At 63.3% G+C, this 23403-nt stretch carries 24 protein-coding genes; 7 read left to right on the top strand and 17 right to left on the bottom strand.

The features are described 5' to 3' along the window. Position 1: 1 nt before the first annotated feature. The 7 genes from AABF56_RS27380 to AABF56_RS27350 all read right to left on the bottom strand — a co-directional run bounded on the left by AABF56_RS27380 (position 2) and on the right by AABF56_RS27350 (position 7103). Positions 2–502 carry a CMD domain protein gene (locus AABF56_RS27380; protein ID WP_272808243.1) on the bottom strand — a complete coding sequence of 167 codons (501 nt, stop codon included), beginning with the start codon at positions 500–502 and terminating at the stop codon, positions 2–4. Between the two features lie 27 nt (positions 503–529). Further along, positions 530–2002: an NAD(P)-binding domain-containing protein gene (locus AABF56_RS27375; RefSeq protein ID WP_272808242.1), complete on the bottom strand. Its 1473-nt coding sequence runs from the start codon at positions 2000–2002 to the stop codon at positions 530–532. 16 nt (positions 2003–2018) lie between these two features. Further along, positions 2019–3089 (bottom strand): ABC transporter ATP-binding protein, encoded by a 1071-nt coding sequence (locus tag AABF56_RS27370; protein ID WP_272808241.1) that lies wholly within the window; start codon positions 3087–3089, stop codon positions 2019–2021. Positions 3090–3094: 5 nt separating this feature from the next. Continuing rightward, entirely contained in the window at positions 3095–3886 is a 792-nt protein-coding gene (locus tag AABF56_RS27365) for an ABC transporter permease (protein ID WP_272808240.1), read from the bottom strand. A gap of 10 nt (positions 3887–3896) precedes the next feature. Further along, positions 3897–4877: an ABC transporter permease gene (locus tag AABF56_RS27360; RefSeq protein WP_336314401.1), complete on the bottom strand. Its 981-nt coding sequence runs from the start codon at positions 4875–4877 to the stop codon at positions 3897–3899. Between the two features lie 71 nt (positions 4878–4948). After that, entirely contained in the window at positions 4949–6049 is a 1101-nt protein-coding gene (locus AABF56_RS27355; RefSeq protein WP_244770644.1) for an extracellular solute-binding protein, read from the bottom strand. A 1-nt stretch (position 6050) separates the two neighbouring features. After that, complete coding sequence (locus tag AABF56_RS27350) at positions 6051–7103, bottom strand: LysR family transcriptional regulator (protein WP_272808238.1); 1053 nt, start codon at positions 7101–7103, stop codon at positions 6051–6053. A 193-nt stretch (positions 7104–7296) separates the two neighbouring features. On the opposite strand from AABF56_RS27350, the gene AABF56_RS27345 reads away from it, so the two are divergent. The 3 genes from AABF56_RS27345 to AABF56_RS27335 all read left to right on the top strand — a co-directional run bounded on the left by AABF56_RS27345 (position 7297) and on the right by AABF56_RS27335 (position 10545). Beyond that, positions 7297–8379, top strand: a complete 1083-nt coding sequence (locus AABF56_RS27345) for an NAD/NADP-dependent octopine/nopaline dehydrogenase family protein (protein ID WP_272808237.1) — start codon at positions 7297–7299, stop codon at positions 8377–8379. A 301-nt stretch (positions 8380–8680) separates the two neighbouring features. Beyond that, complete coding sequence (locus tag AABF56_RS27340; RefSeq protein ID WP_272808236.1) at positions 8681–9943, top strand: flavin-dependent oxidoreductase; 1263 nt, start codon at positions 8681–8683, stop codon at positions 9941–9943. Positions 9944–9984: 41 nt separating this feature from the next. Further along, a complete protein-coding gene (locus tag AABF56_RS27335) occupies positions 9985–10545 on the top strand; it encodes a GNAT family N-acetyltransferase (protein WP_272808235.1) in 561 nt (186 codons plus the stop codon). Between the two features lie 30 nt (positions 10546–10575). Here the strand turns inward: AABF56_RS27335 and AABF56_RS27330 are convergent, their stop codons facing one another. From AABF56_RS27330 to AABF56_RS27290, 9 genes are all read right to left on the bottom strand, one after another. Next, entirely contained in the window at positions 10576–11802 is a 1227-nt protein-coding gene (locus tag AABF56_RS27330) for a M20 family metallo-hydrolase (RefSeq protein WP_272808234.1), read from the bottom strand. A gap of 70 nt (positions 11803–11872) precedes the next feature. Then, positions 11873–13372 carry an aldehyde dehydrogenase family protein gene (locus AABF56_RS27325; protein WP_272808233.1) on the bottom strand — a complete coding sequence of 500 codons (1500 nt, stop codon included), beginning with the start codon at positions 13370–13372 and terminating at the stop codon, positions 11873–11875. Between the two features lie 25 nt (positions 13373–13397). Then, the gene (locus tag AABF56_RS27320) at positions 13398–13697 is read right to left on the bottom strand and encodes a putative quinol monooxygenase (RefSeq protein WP_244770637.1); all 300 of its coding nucleotides are present in this window, start codon (positions 13695–13697) and stop codon (positions 13398–13400) included. Between the two features lie 31 nt (positions 13698–13728). Continuing rightward, positions 13729–14442: an ABC transporter ATP-binding protein gene (locus AABF56_RS27315; RefSeq protein WP_272808232.1), complete on the bottom strand. Its 714-nt coding sequence runs from the start codon at positions 14440–14442 to the stop codon at positions 13729–13731. Further along, entirely contained in the window at positions 14432–15154 is a 723-nt protein-coding gene (locus AABF56_RS27310) for an ATP-binding cassette domain-containing protein (protein ID WP_272808231.1), read from the bottom strand. Before AABF56_RS27310 ends, AABF56_RS27315 begins: the two co-directional genes overlap by 11 nt. Beyond that, on the bottom strand, positions 15154–16188 hold the full coding sequence (locus AABF56_RS27305; RefSeq protein WP_272808230.1) for an ABC transporter permease subunit: 1035 nt from the start codon (positions 16186–16188) through the stop codon (positions 15154–15156). Before AABF56_RS27305 ends, AABF56_RS27310 begins: the two co-directional genes overlap by 1 nt. Continuing rightward, complete coding sequence (locus AABF56_RS27300) at positions 16185–17051, bottom strand: branched-chain amino acid ABC transporter permease (protein ID WP_272808229.1); 867 nt, start codon at positions 17049–17051, stop codon at positions 16185–16187. The genes AABF56_RS27305 and AABF56_RS27300 overlap by 4 nt, the downstream gene beginning before the upstream one ends. 66 nt (positions 17052–17117) lie before the next feature. Continuing rightward, the gene (locus tag AABF56_RS27295; RefSeq protein ID WP_272808228.1) at positions 17118–18335 is read right to left on the bottom strand and encodes an urea ABC transporter substrate-binding protein; all 1218 of its coding nucleotides are present in this window, start codon (positions 18333–18335) and stop codon (positions 17118–17120) included. Positions 18336–18649: 314 nt separating this feature from the next. Then, positions 18650–19846 (bottom strand): substrate-binding domain-containing protein, encoded by a 1197-nt coding sequence (locus AABF56_RS27290; protein WP_244770631.1) that lies wholly within the window; start codon positions 19844–19846, stop codon positions 18650–18652. A gap of 154 nt (positions 19847–20000) precedes the next feature. Between AABF56_RS27290 and AABF56_RS27285 the strand changes: the two genes are divergently transcribed. The 3 genes from AABF56_RS27285 to AABF56_RS27275 all read left to right on the top strand — a co-directional run bounded on the left by AABF56_RS27285 (position 20001) and on the right by AABF56_RS27275 (position 21236). After that, on the top strand, positions 20001–20417 hold the full coding sequence (locus AABF56_RS27285; RefSeq protein ID WP_272808227.1) for a MarR family winged helix-turn-helix transcriptional regulator: 417 nt from the start codon (positions 20001–20003) through the stop codon (positions 20415–20417). Between the two features lie 58 nt (positions 20418–20475). Continuing rightward, positions 20476–20724 (top strand): response regulator transcription factor, encoded by a 249-nt coding sequence (locus tag AABF56_RS27280; RefSeq protein ID WP_272808226.1) that lies wholly within the window; start codon positions 20476–20478, stop codon positions 20722–20724. Between the two features lie 134 nt (positions 20725–20858). Next, complete coding sequence (locus AABF56_RS27275; protein WP_244770710.1) at positions 20859–21236, top strand: DUF4112 domain-containing protein; 378 nt, start codon at positions 20859–20861, stop codon at positions 21234–21236. 127 nt (positions 21237–21363) lie between these two features. Here AABF56_RS27275 and dctP read toward each other — a convergent pair whose 3' ends face one another. Further along, a complete protein-coding gene (gene dctP / locus AABF56_RS27270) occupies positions 21364–22464 on the bottom strand; it encodes a TRAP transporter substrate-binding protein DctP (protein ID WP_272808225.1) in 1101 nt (366 codons plus the stop codon). A 148-nt stretch (positions 22465–22612) separates the two neighbouring features. Here dctP and AABF56_RS27265 point away from each other — a divergent pair, with 148 nt between their 5' ends. Then, a complete protein-coding gene (locus AABF56_RS27265; RefSeq protein ID WP_272808224.1) occupies positions 22613–23248 on the top strand; it encodes a TetR/AcrR family transcriptional regulator in 636 nt (211 codons plus the stop codon). Positions 23249–23403: the final 155 nt, after the last annotated feature.

Here is a 23403-nt window from a genome sequence, read left to right as displayed (position 1 = left end):
GTCAGTTGTCCCTCAGCATCTTGAGGCCGGCCACGACCAGCACCTGGTAGTTGACGAAAGCGATGAGGCCGGCGAGCGTGACGATATCGCGGTCGTCGAGGCCGGCGGCGGCCAGCTTCTCGATATTGGCGCGCGTCGCCTCCTTGGGCGCGAGCGTCACCAGGTCGACATGGGCGAGGATCGCGGAAAGGCGCGCATCCGCATCGGCCGGGCCGGTGCCCGGATCGGCGATGGCGCTCAATACCGGATCTTCGCCATCGAGAAGCGCCCGGTAATGGGCGGCGAGTTCACCGGATTTCCAGAGCGTGGCCATGCGCGCGGCAAGCGCCGCCCTCATGCCGTAGGAGAAGTTGCGCGGCTCGGCGGGGCGAAGGGCAGCCTCGTAGCTCGTCTGGGTCAGGTGCTTGAGCTTGCCGCGCTGCTCGCGCAGCGCCTTCAGGTCCGGGAAGCGGTCGAGGCCGAGCACGGTGTCGATGACATCGGCGGCGGGGGAGGCGGTCATGGGCGTGTCCTCATTTCGCGCGTTCGTTCACGCGGTTTTCTGTGCCTGCACCGGCGCGTCGGCATCGGTCCACTCGGTTCCGTCGAGTTCCGGCTTCTCGTAGGCGAGCAGCGCTTCCCAGTGATAATCGACATCGCGGATGAAGAGCGAGGCGGCGACGCCGCGCGCAAGCCAGAGCGCGCCCTCGCTGATCGCCGGAATGTCCCCGCTCACCTTGCCCACGCTGACGGAGGCGCCGTAGTTGAAGCAGTGGATGTCCTTCAGCCAGGGTGCCGTGCCCGGTTCCTTCTCGGTGAAGGAGAAATCGCCGTTCAGCCAGGGAAAGCGGCCGAGGCCGGGATTTTCCTCGCCCGCCGGCGGGTCGTAGCGGTCCTCCCAGCAGGCGATCCTGTCCTGGTAGGGCGCAAGCTCGCTCCGGCTCATGGGATCGATCGAGAAGCCGGTCCCCAGGATGACGAAATCGGTGCGGAAGACGCGGCCGTTCGTGGTGGTGATGACGACCTCGCCGTCCTCCTCCTTCATCGAGGCGATGGCGCAGCCGAAATGGAAATAGGCGTTCGGGTGACGGCTGACGCGCAACGTCGAATTGTGCGGTGCCGGCGTCTGCTGCTTGGCGGCATAGTCCATCAGGCGCCAGCGCCATTCCGGCGAGATCTCGGCGAAGCCGGCAATGACGCCGTAGGAGCCGATGCCCATGAGCTTGTTGATCGTCGGCATCTCCTTGCGGCGGGCGAGAAGGCGGACTTCGCCGGCACCCTGCTCCAGCGCTTCGGCCGCATTGTCCACCGCCGAGGCGCCGACGCCGATGACGACGACGCGCTTGCCCTTCAGCCGGTCGAAATCGATCTCGTCGGCCGAGTGCGCCCAGGACCTGTGCCGCTCCATGCCCTTGACGAAATCCGGAATCGTCGGCTCGCCGAGGCCGTCGCGGCCGGTCGCCATCACCAGCTTGCGGGTAACGATCGACGGACGGGCGCCGCCGGCGATCTCGAGTTCGAGAAGACTGTCCTCGCGCGGCAGGATGCGGGTGACATGCGTGTCGTTCTCGACCGGGACGTCCATGACCTCGCGATACCAGGACAGGTAATCCATCCACATGGGCCTGGGGATGCGGTAGAGCTCCTCCCATTCGCCCTCGCCGTAAAGCGCGGTGAACCACGCCCGGAAGCTGAGCGAGGCGACGCCGAGCGCCGGGCCGAGCAGGATCTTCGGTGAGCGCAGCGTCTCCATCCGGGCATAGGTGAGCCAGGGGCCCTCGAGCCCCTTCGGCGCGCGGTCGACGATACGAAGGTTGACGATGCCGGCGCGCGTCAGCGCATGCCAGGCGACGAGGCCGCACATGCCGCCGCCGATGACGACGACGTCGCTGACCGGCCCGCCGTCGGCCGTCGTGACCGGCTTCGACCAGTTGGCCGGCGGATAGTTGAGATAGCCGAGGTCCTGCTTCACGCGCGCATTGAGGCTGGAGAGCCGGCTTTGCTGCTGCTGTCTGTCGATCATGATTCCACTCTCCGTTTCAATCCGCCAGGAGGACGGCGTCGCGTTCGCGCCAGCCGATCCAGACGTCGTCCCCCTCGATATGCGACAGTGCCACGGGGTCGAGCTGGACCAGCAGGCTGGTGCCGTTTTCGAGCGTGACGGTGAGCGAGGTATGCGCGCCTTTGAAGACGCGGCCGGTTATGCGCCCCTTGAGCGCCAGCCGTCCCTCTGGCTTCTCCGTCAGACAGTAGAGGGCTTCCGGGCGCAGCGCGACCGTTACGACCTTGCCTGTCGCAGGCGACGTGCCGTTGACGTCCGCGTGGATGATGTTGCCCTGCCAGTCCAGGCTGGCGATATTGCCCGAGACGGAGACCACCTTGCCCTCGATGAAGTTGCTCCGGCCGATGAAGTCGGCGACGAAGCGGCTGCGCGGACGGGCGTAAAGCTCGTCCGGCCCGCCCATCTGCTCGATCCGTCCCTTGTTCATCACCACGATGACGTCGGACATGGTAAGCGCCTCTTCCTGGTCGTGCGTGACGAAGAGGAAGGTCTTGCCGGTCTTCTGCTGGATCGATTTCAGCTCGATCTGCATCTGCTGCCTCAGCTTGGCGTCGAGCGCCGAGAGCGGCTCGTCGAGCAGCAGCACGTTCGGGTCCGGTGCGAGCGCGCGCATCAGCGCCACGCGCTGGCGCTGGCCGCCGGACAGCTGGGCCGGCATGCGCTCGGCATAATCCGCGAGCGAGACGAGGGAGAGAAGCTCCGTGACGCGGCGATGGATCGCATCCTGCGCCAGGCCCTTCAGCTCCAGCCCGAAGGCGATGTTGCGCATGACGGAGAGATGCGGGAACAGCGCATAGTCCTGGAAGACGATGTTTACATTGCGCCGGTTCGGCGGCAGGTGCGAGATCGGCTTGCCATCGAGATAGATCTCGCCGGAGGTCGGGTCCTCGAAGCCGCCGAGCATGCGTAGCGTGGTCGACTTGCCGCAGCCCGACGGGCCGAGCAGCGTGACGAACTGGCCCGCATCGATGGCAAGGTCCAGATCCTCTACGGCGGCTTGCGTTCCGTAGAACTTGTTGACGTTCTTGAATTGGACGACAGGCTGCATACGCATCAGCTCCTGGAACGGCGGGTGAAGTATTCGGCATAGAGGCCGACAATGGTCGTGACGATGAGCACGATCGTCGCCATGGCGTTGATTTCCGGTGACATGCCGCCCTGCACCTTGGCGAAGATCAGCATGGGCAGGGTCGGCTGGTATCCGCCGAGGAAGAAGGTGCGCACGAAGTCGTCGATGCTGGTCAGCACGCAGAAGATCATGCCGCCGATGAGCGCGGGCATCAGATAGGGGATCGTCACGCGCAGGAAGGCGATGAACGGATCTGCCCCCAGATCGCGCGCGGCATCTACGAGGTTCGCCGGCATCGAGCGCAGGCGCGTCAGAACCATGATCACCACGAAGGGAACCGCGTGCACCGTGTGTGCGAGCACGATGGCGAAGGTTCCGGTCGGAATGTCCAGCGCGCGGATGAAGATGCGCATGGAAATGGCGTTGATGAGACCGGGGACGACGGCCGGCAGGCAGGCAAGCGCGAAGATCGCCGCCTTGCCCCAGATATTCTCCGCCGAGATCAGGAGCGCGATCCAGACCCCGATGATGGTGGCGCAGACCGTGGTCGCGAGCGCGATGCCGATGGAGTAGAGCGAGGCGTTGATGAACTGCCGGTCCTGCAGCACCTTCGCATACCAGTCGAGCGTCCAGCTGTTGATCGGGAAGGCGATGAAATTGGCATCCTTGAGGCTCATCACCATCATCAGCGACAGCGGCAGGACGAGATAGACCGCAAAGAGCCAGTAGGACGCGCCAAGCGCCGTCTTCGGCAGGTCGTTGAAATAGGTTCTCATCATCCTCTCCTCACATCAGCCGGACGGAGCGTCCGCCGACGATCCGCATGAAGAGCCCGACCGTCGTCAGCGAGACGGCGAGCATCAGCATCGAGAAGGCGGCGCCTTCCGGCCATTTGTCGTTCGAACCGTGGAAGAGGGTGGCGATGACCTCCGGGAAGATGACCGCGTTCGGTCCGCCGAGCAGCAGGGGCGCCGCGAAGACGCCGATGGTGGTGAGGTAGACGAGGCTGCAGCCCGACACGATGCCGTCCTTGGAAAGCGGCAGGATGACCCGGCGGAAGCGCTGGAACGGCCCGGCGCCGAGGTCGGATGCGGCGTGGATGAGCGGCGTCGGGATTTTCTCGATCGCCGAATAGAGCGGCAGCAGCATGTAGAGAGCCAGCAGGTAGACGACGCCGAAGCTCAGCGAGAAGAAGGTGTAGAGCATCGGGATCGGCCGGTCGATGAAGCCGAGCTCCCGCAGCAGCACGTTCACGGCGCCGCGGTTTGCAAGCAGCATGATGACCGAGAAGGTCCGGATCAGCTCGCCGGCCCAGAACGGAATGAGCAGCAGCAGCAGCGCGCGCATCCGGTTCTTCGGCTTCACCACTTTCGCGACGTAGTAGGCGACCGGATAGACGATCACCAGCGTCGAGACCGTCACGACGGCCGCGAAGATGAGGCTGCGCACGAACGGCATGAAATAGAGCCGGTCGGAGAAGAAGAAGCCGTAGTTCTCCAGCGTGTATCCGCTGTCCACGCCCGGCCGGGGCGGGTAGTTGGCAAGGAAGCTGATATTGGCCATCTGCAGAATGGGGCCGAGATGCAACGCGGCGATCCAAACGAGCGGCACGCCCGCCAGCACGGCAAGCCGGACCCAGCGGTTGCTGGCCAGAAGCCCGATCGTATTGCGGTAAAGGGTCGAATTGACCGTCCTGCCGATCCATCCGGCGTAGCGCGGCGGCGCCGTCGAGGTGACGGTTCGGGGCTGCATCGTCGTATCCACCATTCTCGTCGTTCCCGGCTTCGAAGGATGCCCATGCGCGGCCGGCCGAAGACCGGCCGCGCCTGTCGTCAGGATCAGGCCGCCTTGATCTCGGCGGCGGCCTTGTCGATCATCTCGTTCTTCATGTCGCGGTTGACGGAGCTGAAGAACTGGATGCGCTGGGCCTGCTCGTCGGGCAGCGAAAGGGCTGCGCGCTCACGATCGTCCAGCACGTCGTTGACGCCTGCGAAGGCCGAGGCGAAGCCGGACTGGCGGGTCATCGCCGCACCGATTTCCGGAGAGGAAAGGATCGCGTCGAGGAAGGTATAGGCGGCGTCCGCATTCGGCGCGTTGTTGACGACGTTGAACGAGTAGAGGAAGCCATAGGTGCCTTCCTTCGGCACCGAGATCTCGATCGGGTGGCCGTCCATGATGAGCTTGGCGGCCGGGCCGGACCAGACCTGTGCCAGATAGATGTCCTCGTTGAGGAACATCTGCTGCACCTCGGAGCCGGCGTCGTAATACTTGCGCACCTTGTCCTTGTGCTGGATCAGGAAGTCGCGGGCCTGGTTGGTGGCGGTCTGCGCGACATCCGGCTTGTCGCCATAGGTCACGTAGTCGCCGTCATTGCCCTGGTAGGTCATGACTATCGAGAGGAAGTCGGTGATGATATAGGAGGTAAGTCCCTTGAACTCGTCCTCGAACATAAGGCCCCAGGTATCGGTCTCCTTGGTGTATTCGGTGTTGCGCGCCAGGCCTTCATAGCCGGCAAGCAGCGGCAGGCCGTAGGTGGTGCCGTCGATGGTGAGCTGCGGCGCGCCCTTGTAGGCGGCGGCGAGCTTGTCCCAGTTCTTCAGGCGGCCGGTATCGAGCGCCGAAAGCAGGTTCGAGTTCAGGAACTGCGACAGGCGGTGACCGGTGACGGTGACGATGTCGGTGGAAGGCGTCGCACCCTCGGCGGTCAGCAGATTGTACTGCTTGCCCTGGTCGTCGGTGAGGCGGATGCGCACTTCGATGCCGGTATCCTTCTGGAACTGGTCGATGAAGGATTGGGGTACGAACTTGTCGTAGGTCGTGATGTTGACGACCTTGCTCTGGGCAAAGGCCGGACGGATAATGGCCGGAGCGGCAAGGATGCCGGTGCCGGCGGCAAGCAGCTTCAGCGTCGAGCGGCGTGTTGTGGTAAAGTCCTTCATGTCACTCTCTCCTTGTTTTGGTCTTTGCGGGCTCATTTTCATTCACGTCGGGCATGTCGCGGGCATCGCCGCCGGCCGGAGCGGGGTCGCCGGCGCGGCCGGAAAACGTGCGGTCCGCGATGCGCGCCATCTGGCGCGGGTCATGGATGACGAGATCCGGAATACGCCTGGATGCGACATCCACGATCTGCCGGATGAGCGCGCGCGCGCCGGCCGAAAGCGGGCGCGCCGTTGCGGAAAAAATCGCCCAGAGGAACGGGACATCGACATCGAGCGGCCGGATCGCAACGGGCGCAGACTGCAGGCCGTAGGCCGTGGCGGGCTCGATTACGGCAATGCCGAGCCCGGTCGAGGCGATCTGCACGGCGTTCATCGTCGCGTTCGTCGCGATGACGCGGGCGGGGCGGACATTCGCCGCCTTGAGCGCCTGATCGACCCGGTGGCGCAGGCGGAACGGGTTCGCCATGGTCACGAGTGTACGATCGGCAAGGTCGGCGATGGAAATGACGGACTTTTTCGCCAGCGGATCGTGATGGGCGACGGCAGCGACGCAGCGCCCCTCGAAGAAACCCTGCACTTCCAGGCCCGGCTGGTCGGCCGGCAGTGACGTCACGCAGAAATCCGCGGTGCGGCCGAGCACCGACTGGATGGCGGCTTCCGCCGGCATGCTGCGCAGCTGCATGGTGCGGGGAAGCCGCTCCGCGGGCAATTCGGCGAGAGCGAGCGGAATGATGCCGCTTGCGAAGGCCGGCGTCGCGGCGATCTCGATCGGTTCTGGCTCGCGGCCGGCAATCGCCTTGGCCCGGTCGCGCAGGTGGCCGATGCCGCTGAAGAAGCGCTCGGCATCGTCATGAAAGGCGACCCCTTCGTCCGTCGGCGTGATCTTGGGACCGTTGCGCTCGAACAGCGGAAAGCCCAGCGATGTCTCGAGATCCTGGATGAGGCGCGTCACCTGCGACTGCGAGCGATCGAGCAGCCGGGCGGCAGCGGTGATGCTGCCGGTGGACATGACTGCCAGAAATGCCTCGAGGTCGCGGACTTCCATGGGTATCATGCATTCCTTGCATTATGACAATTCTACTGTGCATAAAACGCATTCTGTGCGCTAGTGACAAAACACAAGATTTTTTTGTCTGGTGTTTTTGTAGAAAATACACCCCCGGCTGCCATATCGGCAGGGAAACCTTTGGCCAAACGGTGCCGGTGGCAGCCTTGCCCGGTGCTCGAAACGAACAGGGAGATAATCGATGCGGATTGGAATTCTCGGCGCGGGCGCGATCGCCTTCGGCATGGCGGCTTTCCTGGCTAGGGCTGGACACCAGCCCGTCCTGTGGTCTCCCTCCGGGGAGCGCACCCGCAAGCTCGCAGAAGGCGCGCCGCTGACAGCGACAGGCGCGGTCGAATTCTCCGGAACGGTTGCGGTCGCCCGCGACTGCGCCGACGCGGTCAAGGGCGTGGATGCGGTGGTCGTCGCCCTGCCCGCCAACGGCCACCGCCATGTCTTCGACGCCGCCGTTCCCCACCTTGTTTCCGGACAGCCCGTCATCATCAGCTCGCACAGCTCCTTCGGCGCATTGTACCTTGCCGGGCGTCTCGCCGAACGCGGCGTGCGCCTGCCCATTATCATCTGGGGCACGACGCTCCTGACCGGCCGCCAGCAGCCGGACGGCACCAGCGTTGCGGTCAATTCCGTGCGCCAGAAGGTCGATGTGGCAACATTGCCGAAGTCCGAAGCCGAGATGGGCAAGGCGCTTTGCACAGAGCTCTTCGGCGACCGGTTCGTCATCCGCGACGGCCTCCTCGCCATCGCGCTTTCAAACCTCAATCCGCAGAACCACCTCGGCATCGCGCTTCTCAACCTGACCCGCATGGAAAAGGGCGAAAAATGGGGCCAGGGTGAAAACGTCACGCCCGCCGTCGGGCGGCTCATCGAGGCGCTCGACCTTGAACGGCTGAGGATCGCCGAGAGCTTCGGCCTGTCCGTTCGCACGGTACAGGAACACTTCTCCCTGTCCTTCCACGTGCCAATGGGCACCGTGTCCGAGATGAACCAGCAGATGCATGCGGAAGGGCGCGGCGGCTTCGGCCCGGCGACCGTCGACAGCCGCTACATCTACGAGGACGTGCCCTTCGGCCTCGTGCCCACCAGCCTGCTCGGCCGCATCGCCGGCCGGCCGGCCATTCTGCACGAAGCCGGCATCAACATCTTCTCATCCTCGATGAACCGCGACCTGATTGCTGACAACGACCTTCTCCCGGCCCTGGACCTGGAGGGCATATCACCCGCTATCCTGATCGAGCGCTGCGAGAACTGGCCCGTGCCGGGCTGATCGGTGAGGCGTTGCCGACGTATCCGTTAAGGCCCGGATGTCCCTCAGTTAGACATGTGGCCTACGCACACTTCGGGAAATCGCTGCCGCCAGGGTTTCGGCGGCGCCTTGGCAGAAAATACGATATTTCTGTCATTTCCGTCAGAGCACGCGTTCGATACCCATAGCCTGGTAGCAATGCAGGATCGGAGCGCTGGATGTTCACGCGCTATCTTCTCCGCGCTTTGCGGGAGATCGGAGCTCGCTATGGGCATGGTACTGCCGAACCCGTCGCCATGCAGCGCGAACCGGGAGCAGGGCCATGAAGGCGTTGATCGCGGGGGCCGGTATCGGTGGATTGACGGCCGCCCTCTTCCTGCACCGGGCCGGGGTCGAGGTGGAGATCTTCGAGCGTGCGGATGCGGTGCGGGAGCTGGGCGTCGGCATCAACATGTTGCCGCATGCTGTCGGCCTTCTGGCCGAACTCGGACTGATGGACGACCTCGACGCAGCGGGAATCCGCACGCGCGGGCTGATCTATGCGACTCGGTTCGGCCAGGTCGTCTGGCAGGAGTTGCGCGGGATCGAGGCCGGTCATGCCGTGCCGCAGGTCAGCATCCATCGCGGCAGGCTGCTGGGCCTTATCCACAAGGCCGTCATCGAACGGCTGGGGCAGGGGATCATCCGCACGGGATGCCGCGTGCACGGCTTTGCGCAAGACGAGCGGAGCGTCACCGTTCAGCTGTCAGAAGGTGGTAGGGCATCGCAGGCGGGCGGTGACCTGCTGATCGGCGCTGACGGCATTCATTCGACTGTACGCGCAACGCTTTACCCGGATGAAGGTCCGCCCATCTGGAATGGTGTCATGCTTTGGCGCGGCGCCACGCGCTGGCCGAAATGGCGGGACGGCCGCACCATGGCAGTCGCCGGCGGCAACCATGCCAAATTCGTCTTCTATCCGATCGGCAAGGATCCGGACGATCCGGCCATGCGCCTTACCAACTGGGCCGTGATGGCCCGCAGCCGTGCGCCGCAGGCCGGGCGCTTCACCCTCGGGGACTGGAGTCGGCCGGGGAAACTCGCACGGGTCCTGCCGTTCGTGCGGGATCGCTTCCGCCTGGATTACGTCGATCCGGCCGGGATCATCCGCGCTACCGGCGCGTTCTACGAATATTCCAATTGCGATCGGGAGCCGTTGCCGCGCTGGTCGTTCGGACGCGTCACCCTGCTGGGAGATGCCGCCCATCCCATGTACCCCGTCGGCTCGAACGGCGCGAGCCAGGCCATCCTCGACGCCCGGTCCGTGGCAGAGCATCTGCGAACCCACGGGACCGTCGAGGCCGCGCTCGGCGCCTATGACAGCGAGCGCCGCCCGCCCACATCACAAGTCGTCCTGTCGAACCGCAGGGGTGGGCCGGAAGGCGTGATCGATCTCGTCGAGGCGCGCGCACCCGACGGTTTCGACGACATCGAGGCGGTCGCATCCTACGAGGAACGCGAGCAGGTCGTGCGCGGTTATGCAAGCCTGGCCGGCTTTGCTCCGAACAATGGGACGTTGCCGAAGGCGGAGCGCCGTAAGCCTTGAGGGAAAGCAGCCTTTCCCGTCACCTCAAGCGAGGACACGAAATGATCGACACGGAACGTATGATACGCCTTGCCGGGCGCCGGGAACTTGACGCCGTGGCTGCTCTTGTTGCCGATGCTTTCGCGCACTATCGGGGAGTTTTGCCGGCGCACATCTTCGATCCCTATTTGAAGGACTCGTGTGATTTCGCGAGCCGGTGGGGGCAGACGGACATTGCGGTGCTCGAGATGCAAGGGTGCCTCGTCGGGACGGTCACCTACTACGCAGACGCATCGCATGAGGGAATGGGCTGGCCTTCCGGCGTTGCAGGACTGCGAACATTGGCCGTCGCACCGTCGGCACAGGGGCATGGCTACGGTCGCGCACTGTGTTCGTGGTGCATAGGGCGCGCCCGCCAAGATGGAGCACATGCGCTCACGCTGCACACTGCCGAGTTCATGACGGCGGCATGCAAGCTGTATGAGGGCCTCGGTTTTCGCAGGCAACCTTCACACGACCTGGCGGCGTCAAGCGTTCTCGGGTTCGGTCCCGGCCTGGCCGATCAGATGATCATAGCATACGCCCTGCCGCTCGCGGATGCTGGACATGCGCCCGACCACTGATCGGCTGGTACGGAGGAGATCGAAGGAATTTCAAATGCCTGTGGAGGACTGGTGCAAAATGATGCTTTCGAGCAGCACTTGGGCTCCCAAAACGCAATGCTCCTTCCGTGCACTTTCGGCTGGGTTGTGGCTCAGGCCGTCTTTGCATGGAATAAAGATCATCGTCGTCGGCGCGATGCGCGACACATGGACAGAGTCATGGCCGGCGCCGGAGACGATATCGCGCCTGCTGGTTCCGAGCCGTTCCGCGGCACGTCGAACCGTTTCAATGCAATCATTATCAAAATGCACGGCCGGGCTGATCCAGACCGTCTGGAGATGCGCGCGCTTGCCGCACTGCTTCCGGATGAGATCTGTCACTTCGATCTCCAGTGAGTCGAGCCCGCCGTCTGTGACGTGGCGCAGGTCGAGGCTCATGCTCAGCTTGCCCGGAATGACGTTCCGGGAGGGCGAGTTGATCGACAGCTGGCCCGTCGTCGCCATGCCGCCCAGCTTGCGGGCTATTTCCTGGGCGCCAAGGACAATCGCGGCTGCGTCGGCGAGCGCATCGCAGCGCATGTCCATCGGTGTGGAGCCAGCATGGGCTTCCTGACCGGTGATGGCAAGATCGTACCAACGCATCGCCTGGACGCCGGTCACGACGCCGATCTCGATATCTTCCCGTTCCAGAACCGGCCCCTGCTCGATATGCAGTTCGAACATGGCGGCCAAGGACGTTTCTCCCAAGGGGGTCTCGCCGCGGTAGCCGATCTTTTCGATGGCTTCGGCGAAGGAAACGCCGCCGGTGTCGAGGCGGCTGTCCACAAAGGCTTGGTCGAAGACGCCGGCATGCGCGCCGGAGCCGAGCATGGCGGGCGCGAAACGAGCGCCTTCCTCGTTCGTCCAGTTGATGAGCATCACCGGATGCTCGGTTTCATAACCGGCGTCGTGCAACGTCCGCAGGACTTCCAGCCCGGCAAGAACGCCGAGGATTCCGTCGAACTTGCCCCCGGTTGGCTGCGTGTCGAGATGGCTGCCCATGGCGATTGGCAGTGCATGCTCCCTGGTGCCGGGGCGTGTCGCAAACATATTGCCGACCGTATCGACTTTAAGGCTGCAGCCGATGGCTTCGCACTGTTCGCGAAGCCAGTCGCGAACCTTCTTGTCTTCCGGTGAAAGCGTAAAGCGACGGATGCCGCCATCCGGGCCGGCGCCGAAGGCGGCGGTTTGCGTGATCGTCCGCCAAAGGCGTTCGCCGTTGATCGTCAGGTTGTGCATGCGTTTTCACTTCTTGCTCCGATACCGGAAGGGTTGGCGCGGCGGTTGAAGCCGCCACGCCGCAGGGTGGTCACAGCGCGATGCCGACGGATTTCACCTCGGTATAGAGAAGAATGGCCTCATAGCCCTGCTCGCGCCCCCAGCCGGACTGGTTGAAGCCGCCGAAGGGAAGCGCGGGGTCGATGACGTGGTGGGTGTTGACCCCGACCGTGCCTGCCTTCAGCTTCTTTGCGACCTTGTGGGCACGGCTGACATCGCGCGTGAAAACGCTGCCTGCCAATCCGTAGATCGAGTTGTTGGCCTCCTTGACGACGGAGTCGATATTGTCATCGTCGAAGGTGGCAACGACGAGGACCGGCCCGAAGATCTCTTCCTTGACGACAGACATGTCGGAGGTGGTTTCCGTCAGGATCGTCGGTTCGAGGAAGTATCCTTCCGTTCCCGCACGATTTCCGCCGCAATAGAGCTTGGCGCCATCGGCAAGTCCTGCCTTCACATATGCACTGACGCGGTCAAACTGCTCCTGGGACACAAGCGGCCCGATCTGGGTCTTCGGATCGAGGCCGACGCCGATCGACATGGATTCGGCGAAGGCCTTAAGGCCGGTCAAGATGGTATCGGCGATGTCCTTGTGCACGTACAGGCGGGTTCCGGCGGTGCAGGTCTGCCCCATATTGTAGAAGATGCCGTAGGCAATGGCGGGGATTGCAACAGCCGGGTCGGCGTCGGCAAAGACGATCATCGGCGACTTGCCTCCGAGCTCGAGCGAGACCTTCTTCAGGTTTCCCTTGGCCGCGTCGAGGATCTTCTTGCCAACTTCGGTGGAACCGGTGAAGGCGACCTTGTCGACATCGGGATGGGCGGCGAGGGCCGCGCCTGCCGTTTCGCCATAGCCTGTCACCACGTTGAAAACGCCAGCGGGGAAACCGGCCTCCTCGACGAGTTCGGCAAGACGCAGGGCCGTCAGCGGCGTCTGCTCGGCCGGCTTGAGGACGATGGTGCAGCCCGCAGCAAGCGCCGGGGCCACTTTCCAGACAGCCATCATGAAGGAGAAATTCCACGGCACGATCTGTCCGCAGACACCTACGGGTTCCCGCAGCGTATAGGCATGGAACGGAGCGCCAGCCGACAGCGGGATGGTCTGACCGCAGATTTTCGTGCTCCAGCCGGCCATGTAACGCAGCAGCTCGTAAGAAAAGGCAACGTCGCCGTTCCTGGCGTCCGTCACCGGTTTGCCATTGTCCAGCGCCTCGAGCTCCGCCAGTTCGTCCGCATGCCTTTCGACGAGATCGCCGAGCTTCCAGACGAGCTTTCCGCGGTCGGCCGGCGTCATGTTGGCCCATGGGCCGTCATCGAACGCCTTGCGGGCGGCGGCAACGGCGCGGTCGATATCGGCGGCCTTGCCCTCCGGGACACGATCGAAGGCCTTGCCGGTTGCGGGGTCGATGACGTCGATGGTGCCACCTTCCATAGCCGGAACCCACGTGCCGTCGATATAGAGCTTCTTTTCCTTCGCCACGAAGCGGGCAGCATCCGCGCCTAGGCGCTGGAGAGTTACAGGTGCGTTCATGATACTTTGCTCCCCTCGTCGATGTTCAGGCCTTGGCGGAAATTTCGTTGGCGGTGATCAGGATGACCTCACCGTCGAGGATCGGCTTTGCGATGCCGAAGAAGCGGGCGACGACGTCGGAATTGTTGTGCAGGTCCATCGCGGCGCGATCGACAAAGCGCTCGTATGTGGCAAACAGGCAGGGATCCTGCGCATCCTGGGAAATATGGAAGCCGATCGTGTCCGGCTCGTTGGCGCGCACATGCTCGGCGACTTCGAGCAGGGCCTGGGCCATGGTCTGCTCATAGCCCTTGCGGGCGCGGATGACGGCGGTGATGGTGATCATGATGACCTCGTTTTCTGGGTGTTGAAGGAGATCAGGCGGGCAGGAATTCGCCCGCCAGATCGGCGTCGTGCAGTTTGGCGGGGTCGATCTCGCCGGAGAGCTGGCCGCGCTTGATGACGAGGACGCGGGTGGCGAGATCGCTGATGAATTCGAGGTTCTGCTCCACGAGCAGGATCGAAAGGTTGCGCGAGCGGGCGAGGGCCTTCAGCGTGTCCTTCATTTCCTCGATGATGGACGGCTGAATGCCCTCGGTCGGCTCGTCGAGCAGGATCAGCTTGGGATGGGCGCACAGGCAGCGGGCAAGGGCGAGGATCTGCTGCTCGCCCCCGGAGAGCACCCCGCCGGCCCGCGACAGGATCGGCTTCAGCCGCGGCAGGTCCTCGATCACCTGATCGATGATCGCCTTGGCCTGTTTCGGGCTCTGGTGGGGGGCGCCGACGCGCAGATTGTCCATTACGGAAAGCGCCGGGAATATCTGGCGCCCTTGCGGGACATAGCCGATGCCGGCGCGGGAGCGAGCGGCGGGAGAGGCGCTGGTCACGTCGCGACCGGCAAGATGGATGCTGCCGCCAGTCGGGACGATGTGGCCCATCAGCGTGCGCAGCAGCGTTGATTTGCCCATGCCGTTATGGCCGAGAATGCCGACGAACTCGCCTTCCGCAATCGACAGGCTGATCCCGAAGAGGATCGGAATGCGGCCATAGCCGGACTGAAGGTTCTCGGCGGTCAGGAGATCAGGCGCCATGTTTTTTCCCCAGATAGACGTCCCGGACGGTCTGGTTCGCAAGGATGCTTTCCACATGGCCTTCCGCGAGGATGCGGCCCTGATGGAAGACGGTGACCTGGTCCGCGATCATGCGAATGAAGTGCATGTCATGCTCCACGACCACGACGGTATGGGTGCGGTTCAGATCGCGAATGATGGAGGCGAGGCGCTCCACCTCGCCGTCGGTCATGCCGGCGGCCGGCTCGTCGAGCAGCACGAGATCCGGATCGCTGGCGACAACCATCGCCAGTTCCACGAGCTGGCGCTGTCCATGGGCCATGCGCCCGAGTACGTTGCCCCGCAGCGGTGAAATGCCCACCCGCTCCATCACATCGGCGATCTTCTCCTCCCGTGCGGCAGCGTTCCGAACCGTGCGGAGCGCAAGCCAAAGGTTCTCGTGGGTGGTGAGACCGTCGAACAGGCTGGGCACCTGGGTCTTCACCCCGATGCCGGCACGGGCGATGTCATGCCGCTCCTTGCCGGCAATATCGGTGCCTTTGAAGAGGATATGCCCCCGGGTTGGCTTGTGGGTACCGGTGAGGCAGCGGAAGAAGGTGCTCTTGCCGGCGCCGTTGGGGCCGAGAAGGCAGCGCAGCTCGCCCTTCTTCAGGCGGAAATCCACGCCGTCGAGTGCCTTTACGCCGCCGAAATGCATGGCGACATCCCGCGCTTCGAGGAGATAGCCGCTCATCATGCGGCCTCCTCGCGCATATGTCCCGGGGACCCGCGGGGCGGGGTGGCGATGCGGGCAAGGAGCGCGGCGAGGGCCGGCTGGATGCCGCCCGGTACGAAGACCACGAAGACGACCAGCACCAGCCCGAGCACGATGTTGGGGTCGATAAGGCCGAGCTTGCCGAGTGCCGCCGCCGCGATTTGCAGGGCGAAGCAGGCCGCGACTGGGCCGAAGAGCGTGCCAAGGCCGCCGACCACGACCCAGATCAGCACCTGCGCGGCCATGGAAAGGCTGAACATGGTCGGGCTGACAAAGACGGAGTTGGCGAACAGCAATCCGGCCAGCCCCGCAATGCCCGCGGAGATGACGAAGATGGCGAGCTTCAGGCGCCTGGCATTGTAGCCGAGCAGTTCCGCCCGCACCTCGTTTTCCCGCACGGCAATCACGGCGCGGCCGAAGCGGGTGGTGATCAGCCTCTTGCAAAGGGCATAGGTTGCAAACAGGGCGATGCAGGCGAGCGTGAACAGGTTTGCAGGGGACAGCGGGATGCCGGTGAACGGCATTGTCAGCAGCGGCGTGTTGGGAATGCCGTTGAAGCCGCCGAGCCGCGCCTCGCCGATCCGCCAGGCGTCGCCGCCGGTGCTGTTGATCAGCTTGAACAGGATGAGCGTGACGGTGAGTGTGATGACACCGAGATAGACATCGCTGAGACGGCCATAGAACAGGAAATAACCGAGGCCGGCGGCAAAAAGGGCGGGAATCGCGATGGCGAACGCAGATGCCAGCGTTGTGTCGCCGAAGTTGATGGCGGCAATGGCATAGGCATAGGCGCCGAGGCCGAAGAACGCCGACTGGCCGAAACAAAGGATACCGCCGTAGCCCCAGAGAAGCGCAAGGCTCAGCGCAAAGACGCCCATGGACATGTAGAGCGTCACGTTGATCAGCGTGTAGAGCGGCGCAACCTTCGGGAAGATGACGATCGCTGCCAGCATGGCGACGGCTGCGAGCGCGACATGCGTGCCGCTGGCACGGCAGAACGTGGACAATGTCATGGTGCCCCCTTGAAGATGCGGCCGGTGATGCCTGTCGGCAGGAGGCGCAGGAAGATGGTGGCAGCCAGAAGCAGGGCCACGTCGCCGAGAACCGGTGTGGTGATGAAGGTGGAGACCGTGTTTATGCTGCCAAGCAGGGTCGAGCTCAGCGCCGTGCCGGTGATGACGCTGGCGCCGCCGGTGATGACGGTGATGAAGGCCTTGGCGACATATGCGACGCCCATGGTGGGCAAGACGCCGGATATCGGCGCAAGCAGCCCGCCCGCCAAGCCGCTGAGGGCGGAGCCGATCGCGAAGGTGACGGCGTAGACCCGCGAGGGTTCGATGCCGAGGGACGAGGCCATTTCCCGGTTCTGCATGGTTGCCCGGGCAACCAGGCCGACGCGGGTGAAGCGCAATATCGCGTAGCCCGCGGCAAAGACGACGAGGGCGATGCCGGCCAGCACGAAATCATACGCGCCGAGATTGTATTCACCGATGCGGAAGCTCCCGACCGGGGCGGCGACGCCGACGACGCGATTGCCGAAGAAGGTGGTGGCGAGCCCGATGAGCAGCAGGCTCAGGCCCCAGCTTGCCAGCATGGTGTCGACCATGCGGCCATAAAGACGGCGCATCACAAGGCGTTCGACCAGCACGCCGAGCACGGCCACGCTCAGCGGCGCGATCACCAGCATGGCGAGCCAGATGTTGATGCCGGCCTGCACGCTGAAGATGGCGGCAAAGCCGCCGAGCATGATGAACTCGCCATGGGCGAGGTTGATGACCCGCATCATGCCGAAGATGACGGCAAGCCCGACGCTGACAAGCGCGAGATTGCCGACGGCTCCAGCGATCTGGAGCAGCACAACAAGAAGATAGTCCACTGGATTTGTCCCGTATGGGCTCCCGGTGCGCGGCCTGCCACGCGCCGGGAGGCAATGCGTCCGCGGCTACTGGATGACGTATTGCTGGTTGTCGTTCGGGTTGGCGACCAGGTCGCAAACGGCAGCCGTGTCGGCTGGCGGCTGGTTTGCGAAGCTTTCGAGGATTTCGAAGCTGTGGTCCTTGACCCGGCCGATATGGACGTCCGTGGCGCAATGGTGCGTCTTGGGATCAATCGTCGAGGAGCCGCCGGGGCCGTCCACCGTCGAGCCGCTCTCGATCGCCTCTATGACCGCCATGCGATCAAGGGAGTTCGCCTTCCTGACGCCGTTTGCCCAATGGTGGACGGCGTTGTAGGTCGCCGAGGCGTGCTCGGTCACATAGGGCGCCTTGTCTCCGAACTTCTGGTGGTAGCGTTTCACGAAGGCCTCGTTGGCCGGCGACTTTATCTCCTGGAAGTAGCCGAACGCGGCCATGACGCCATCGGATTCGGCGGGTGTCAGGACGATGTGCTCGTTACCGCCTCCGAAAGACGTGGAGACGATCGGGATCTGGCCTGCCATGCCCGCCGCCGCCCACTGGCGGAAGAAGGACATATGGTTGCCGCCCACCAGGAGCGTATAGATCACGTCGGGCTTTTCGCGCTGAATCTTCTGGATCGCCGCGCTGAAATCCGTGACGTCGAGCGGGAAGAATTCGGCGGCAATGACTTCGCCGCCGGCTTGCGCGGTAAAGTCGCGTACCCACTTGGCGGAAATCTGACCGTAATTGTAGTCCGCTGCCAGAACATAGACCTTCTTGCCGAAGTTCTTGACGGCAAAGGGCATCAGCTGGCCGATCGTCTGCGAAGGGGTCGAGCCCGTCAGGAAGGTGTTGCGGTCGCAGACACCGCCCTCGTAGAGCGGCGAGTAGAAGTAGAGCGTCTGGTAACGGCCGAGGATTGGCCGGATGGCTTCGCGGGAGGCGCTGGTGATGCCGCCGAAGACCGTTGCAGCCTGCAGGCTCGTTGCGGCTTCCGTCGCAAACTGCGTATAGAGTTGGATGTTGGATTGCGGATCGTACTTCTGGACCTTGATCTGGCGACCGAGCAGGCCGCCGGCCTCGTTCAGTTCGGAAACGGCAAGATCGAGGCAGGCGTCGATCGGCTGGCCGTAGATCTCGAGACCGCCGGAAAGATCGTAGATGCTTGCGATCGTGATGTCGTCGGCCGCAAAGCTGCGATTGACCCACGGTGCGGTCAGAACAGCGGCCGTGCCGCCGAGAAACAGGCGTCTGCTGATTTTCATGAGTTCACCCTCTTTTATAGCTCCGGATAGGCGCACGAATCCGCTCCGGCAGGCGGCAGCCTGCAGGCCCGGCCCGAACCGGAAGGAAGCGGGCAGGAGGATTTCATGCGGTCGATATGTTTATATATTCAATATTTTCTTTTTCAAGTATTTTTATAAGGCGACAGGTTTTGTCTTCCGCAGCCCTTTGGCGAAGCTGGAAAGCGCTTTCAAAACAGCCGGATGGGGAAGATGCGGCGCACGCCTTTCAAGCGCGGTCCGGATTTGCGGGCTGAACCTGTGCTATCTGTTTATCGAAGCTCGGAAATTCCGGATCAGGCGTTGTCGAAGCTGCGCAAGACTTCGAACTCGGTGCCTTCGGCGCGGGCGAGATAGGTCGGCCCGGAGGCGACGCCGTTTCGAACCGTGGTTACGCCGCGCGGGCTTTCGAAGCTCAAGCCTTCGAAGGCCTGCGACAGGGCATCGATTTCAAGCGACTGCGCGCGGGTTGCCAGGGCGCCGAAGAAGCGAAGGCCTTCATAGCAGGCTTCGCTCAACACGCCCTGCACGGGCGCCGTCACGCCAAAAGCATCCCGGTAGCGTTTGAGAAAGGTGTGGTTCTCCGGCGTCTGCAACGCACTGAAATAGCCTGCGGCACAAAACAGGTTCTCGGTATTGTCCGCGCCAATCGCCATCAGCGTATTTTCCTCGACAGCGCCCGACAGGCGCAGGATATGGCGGGAAAGGCCGCGTTCGGCAAACATGCGGTTGAACGGCACGCATTCCGAACCGACAAGGGAGAGGAAAACGATATCGGGATTGGCCGCCTCGATCATATCGACAAGGTGGGTCGTGTCATAGCCAAGCCCGACATACTCCTCGCCGACGACCGCTCCGCCACGCCCCAGAACGAAATCGCGCACCCAGTTGTGCGAAGCCCTGGGCCAAACGTAATCATTGCCGACCAGAAACCAGCGCCTGGCCGCCTGATTGTCCATGAAATGGCTGACCGGACCTGAAAACTGCCTTTCGGGCACCTCGCCTATGCTGAAGACCTTCTCGCTTTCCGTGCCGCCTTCAAAGAGCGGCGCGAAGACATAGGGCACACGATCGGCCAGCGCACGGGCGAGTTCGACCCTGACGGAGGAGAGGTGGACGCCGATCAACGCATTGGCGCCCTGGCGCTCGACAAGGTCGCGGGCGCGCTCGACAACGGCTTGCGGGCTGCCGCCGGCGTCGGCCGCCAGAAGCTCTATCTGCCGGCCAAGTATGCCGCCTTTTTCGTTGAGCTCCGCCGCCGCGAGAACGGCGCTGTACTGGCAGGATGGCCCCCAGATCGCATCCGCGCCCTGAAAGGGAACCAGCAGCCCGATCCGGATGGGCTCACGCTTGCGCGACGCAAACGCTTTGTGTCCGCGCGCGTTTTGCGAAAACGGAAACGAACCCCGGGGAGCCTTTGGCAGACGCGAGGAGGTCGGGCCGCGCATCCATATGCTGCGGGCGCCACCGGCCAGGGCGAAATCGAGCGTCACGGCATTCTCCCCTTTTTGTTTTTCGCTCCACCCCAGACACACGCTCCGCAATGCCGGATTGTGAATGTTTTGTTTTCGTTGGCGCCAGCCTATGCGGCAGGACAGAAGCACTATATATACAGTTTCCGATTAAACAATTGCTGATTAAAGAATCATGGCCGAACGCTTGCTCAACGAACATCTTTCGCATCTGCTTGCCCAGGCAAATCGCCATCTGAGCCGGCAGTTGACGGCCGAGGGCGTGTCGCTGGACCAGTGGCGCCTGATGAAGGTTCTTTCGGAATCAGGCGGCTTGCCGATGGGCAAGCTCGCGGAGGAGTTGGCGCTAAACCTGCCGACGCTGACAAAGCTGGTCGATCGCATGGTGCAGGACGCTCTGGTCTACCGGGTTCCGGATCCGGCGGATCGTCGCAAGGTCCGCATGTTCCTGTCCGACAAAGGCGCCGCGATGCTTGCGTCGCAAAACAAGCGGGTCGAGGAGCATGAGGCCAAGGTCGAGGACAGCTATGGCAACGAGGATGCCCAGCGCCTGAAAACCATGTTGGAGAGCTTCATCAAGCAGATCGTTTGACCTCGATGAAACGAATCCGGTTGTTTGCTGTAAGCTAGACGACGTCCTCAGCCTGTCGATGGCGCGCGCGCTCGAAGCAACGGATGTCGCGAAGGCCGTCGCCCGGTTGGAACGGCATCGGGCTGCTTTCGTCCTGATGTTCACCGATATCCAGATGCCGGGCGACCGCAACGGCTTTGACCGCGCGCAGGAGGTCGCCGAACGATGGCCGTCTCCGGAGCAGCTTCCCGAGCGAGTGGTCTTCATCCGGAAACCGTTCCTTCCCGATGGCGAAAAGCCAGGGACGCTGAAGCGGAAGGAGGCGTAGTCTGCAAAGCCATCCAAAGGTCGGTGCGATCTCCGGAATTCATGGCGGTGATGTGCCTCGTGCCGGCTCATGCCATTGCGGTCAGCTGGAAACGGCGGGCTGGCAGGACTACCTACACAGAGTACAGGTGGGCGATGAACAAACATAATCTACCGATCGAACGACTGGCACGCCTCCGGAGGATGCGCGGCTTGGCACGGCTGATGGATACGGCGCTGCGCATTCCCGGCACGCGGGTCTCGCTTGGGGCGGATTCAGTCCTGGGCCTGATCCCCGGCATCGGCGATTTTGCCGCAGCCGCCGTCAGCCTCGTCATCGTCAATGAGGCGCGTCGTCTCGGCGTCCCGAATGACAAGCTCGTCAGGATGCTGTTCAATGTCGGGTTCGACACGGTTGCGGGAAGCGTGCCGGTGCTTGGCGACGTCTTCGACGTCTATTTCAAGTCCAACCATCGTAATCTTCAATTGGTGCTGGACCACTTCGGGCTCGATCATGCCGACCTCGATCGCTAGCTCCACTTCCGCGGCACGGCGGTCGTCATCATCTCATCGCCTATTGCTTCGCCGCGGTGGTTGACGCGAACTCCCGCTCAGGGCAGGGCTATGACGTCCTTGGGAGGTTTTCGGCTCCGGCGAGCGCTCACCCGACAAAATCGTCCATAACTGACGTGACCTTCCCGACAACGACGTCGGCGTCCGCAACGCCCTGTCCCTTTTGTTCTCCTGCCCAAGCGGCCTGCACCTCCTTGTACCGGGTGGCTGCCTGGAACTGCCGCACCTCCGCAGGTTCAAGGATCCGTACGGTCGCACCGGCCTTCCTCAGGTCCTCCAGCTGCGCGTCGAAGCTCTTGTCCATGGCAGCACCCAGTGTCTGGTAGGAGCTTCTGGCGGCACGACGGATGGCGTTCCTGTCTTCCTGCGCAAGGCTGTTCCAGACATCCTTGTTCATGGACAGGATGTAGACATGGCCTAACCACAAATCCCTTGAAACCAGCACATGTGGTGCTGTTTCGTGAACTTTCAGCATGTAGCCGCTGTCGACGTTCACCATGAGGCCATCCAGTTCCTTCGCCTTCAAGGCGGCGGGGATTTCCGGTCCCCAGTGCATGGTCACGGGCATAGCCCCGGTGTTCTTGAGGAAATCCAGATGCCAGAAGCTGGCGGATCGCCACTTGCCACCCCGCAGGTCTTCCAGGCCGGCCATGGGCGCGTTGCGGAAAAACGCCACCGGATATCCCGTGCCGAAATAGATCTGGACGATGTTGTTCTTGTCCAGCTCCGCCGGGAAGGCGGGGACTTCCGCATAGACGCGCTCGAAGAAATCGATCTGCCGGCCGCCGACCGGACCAGTGATGAAACTCTTGAATATCTGGTGCAGCGGCAGCTGCCTTGCGGTGTATTCCGGCACGACGGTGCCGATGTCGGTGGTTCCATCGGTCACGGCGCCGAGTGCGTCATAGGCTGCGGCGATCTCGCCGTTCCAGTGATCCTCGATCTTGAGGCGTCCGTTCGATTCCGCCTCGATCGCCGGAAACACGACGTCCTTGAGGAAACGGGTTCGCATTCCGCCGAGCGGCTCATGATCGCTGAACTTGAGGACACGGGGCGCCTGGGCCATCGCCTTGGAAGCCGTCATCGACAGCGCGGGCGCGGATGTGACGGCGGCTGCACCGGCGGCGGACACCAGGAACCGCCTGCGGGTCATCCGGGGTCCACTCCAACCTTTGATATCATCGATCATCTCGTTGTCCTTTGCTTGCCGCGACCTGAAACCGAGCTTTGCACGCCATCGCTGGAGGCTGTCGTTGCCCGTCGCTCCGGACGCCGCGCTTGACCAGCAGGTGATGTCGTCAATATAACTGAACAATCCTTCACTTCGGTATTCGCATTTGGAAAGCGCCGTTCCTCAACGACTCCAGCCACGAAAACCGCCTGTCCAGGCGCGCGCTGGCGCGACTATCGAAGCCATTCACGAGGCTGCTATTCAGGTTTTGCTCTCGGAGGGTCTGGCACGGCTGACGACGACACGGGTGGCAGAGCGCGCCGGGGTTTCGGTCGGCACGCTCTACCAGTATTTCCCGAACAAGGATGCGCTGCTCTATGCGATCCTGCTGCGCCATTTCGAGGACATGGCCGAGGCGATCGAGCGCGTCAGCGCCGACGGGGCCAAACGACCACTTTCCGATCTCGCCGACAGCATCGCCGATGCCTATGTCTCCGTGAAGATCGCGCGTCCCGATGCAACGACCGCTCTTTACCGGGTCGCCGGCGCGATAGATCAGTTCCGATTGTCCGCAGGTGTCTACAAGCGGCTGGAAACGGCTGTCGTAAGGGGGCTCGAAAACGCCTCCGATGCAAGATACGGCGATTTCGGGCGGGTCGCCTTCACGCTTCTGTCAGCCCTTGCCGGGCTCTCTCGCGGAAGCTTCGGCGCCTTGGCTTCAGGGCCCGAGGTGCTCAGCAGATTTCGCGAGGAGGCCCGCCTCTTGTCGAGGGCTTACCTCCGGGCAGCCGCGGACGACTGACGAGCAAGTACAAGCAGCAAGATGATCCCGATGGCCGTGACCGGCCATGGCAAGGCTGATCCCATCTTTCCTCAAAATCGCTGGACGCCTGCGATAAAGGAAACCGCCACCGGCATTCTCCTTGATGACGTGGCCGAAGGCCTGTTCCCACGCCC

The sequence above is a fragment of the Shinella sp. WSC3-e genome, from assembly GCF_945994535.1.
Lineage (GTDB): Bacteria > Pseudomonadota > Alphaproteobacteria > Rhizobiales > Rhizobiaceae > Shinella > Shinella yambaruensis.
Note: the sequence above shows the minus strand (reverse complement) of the source record. Positions and strands in the feature narration are given on the sequence as shown.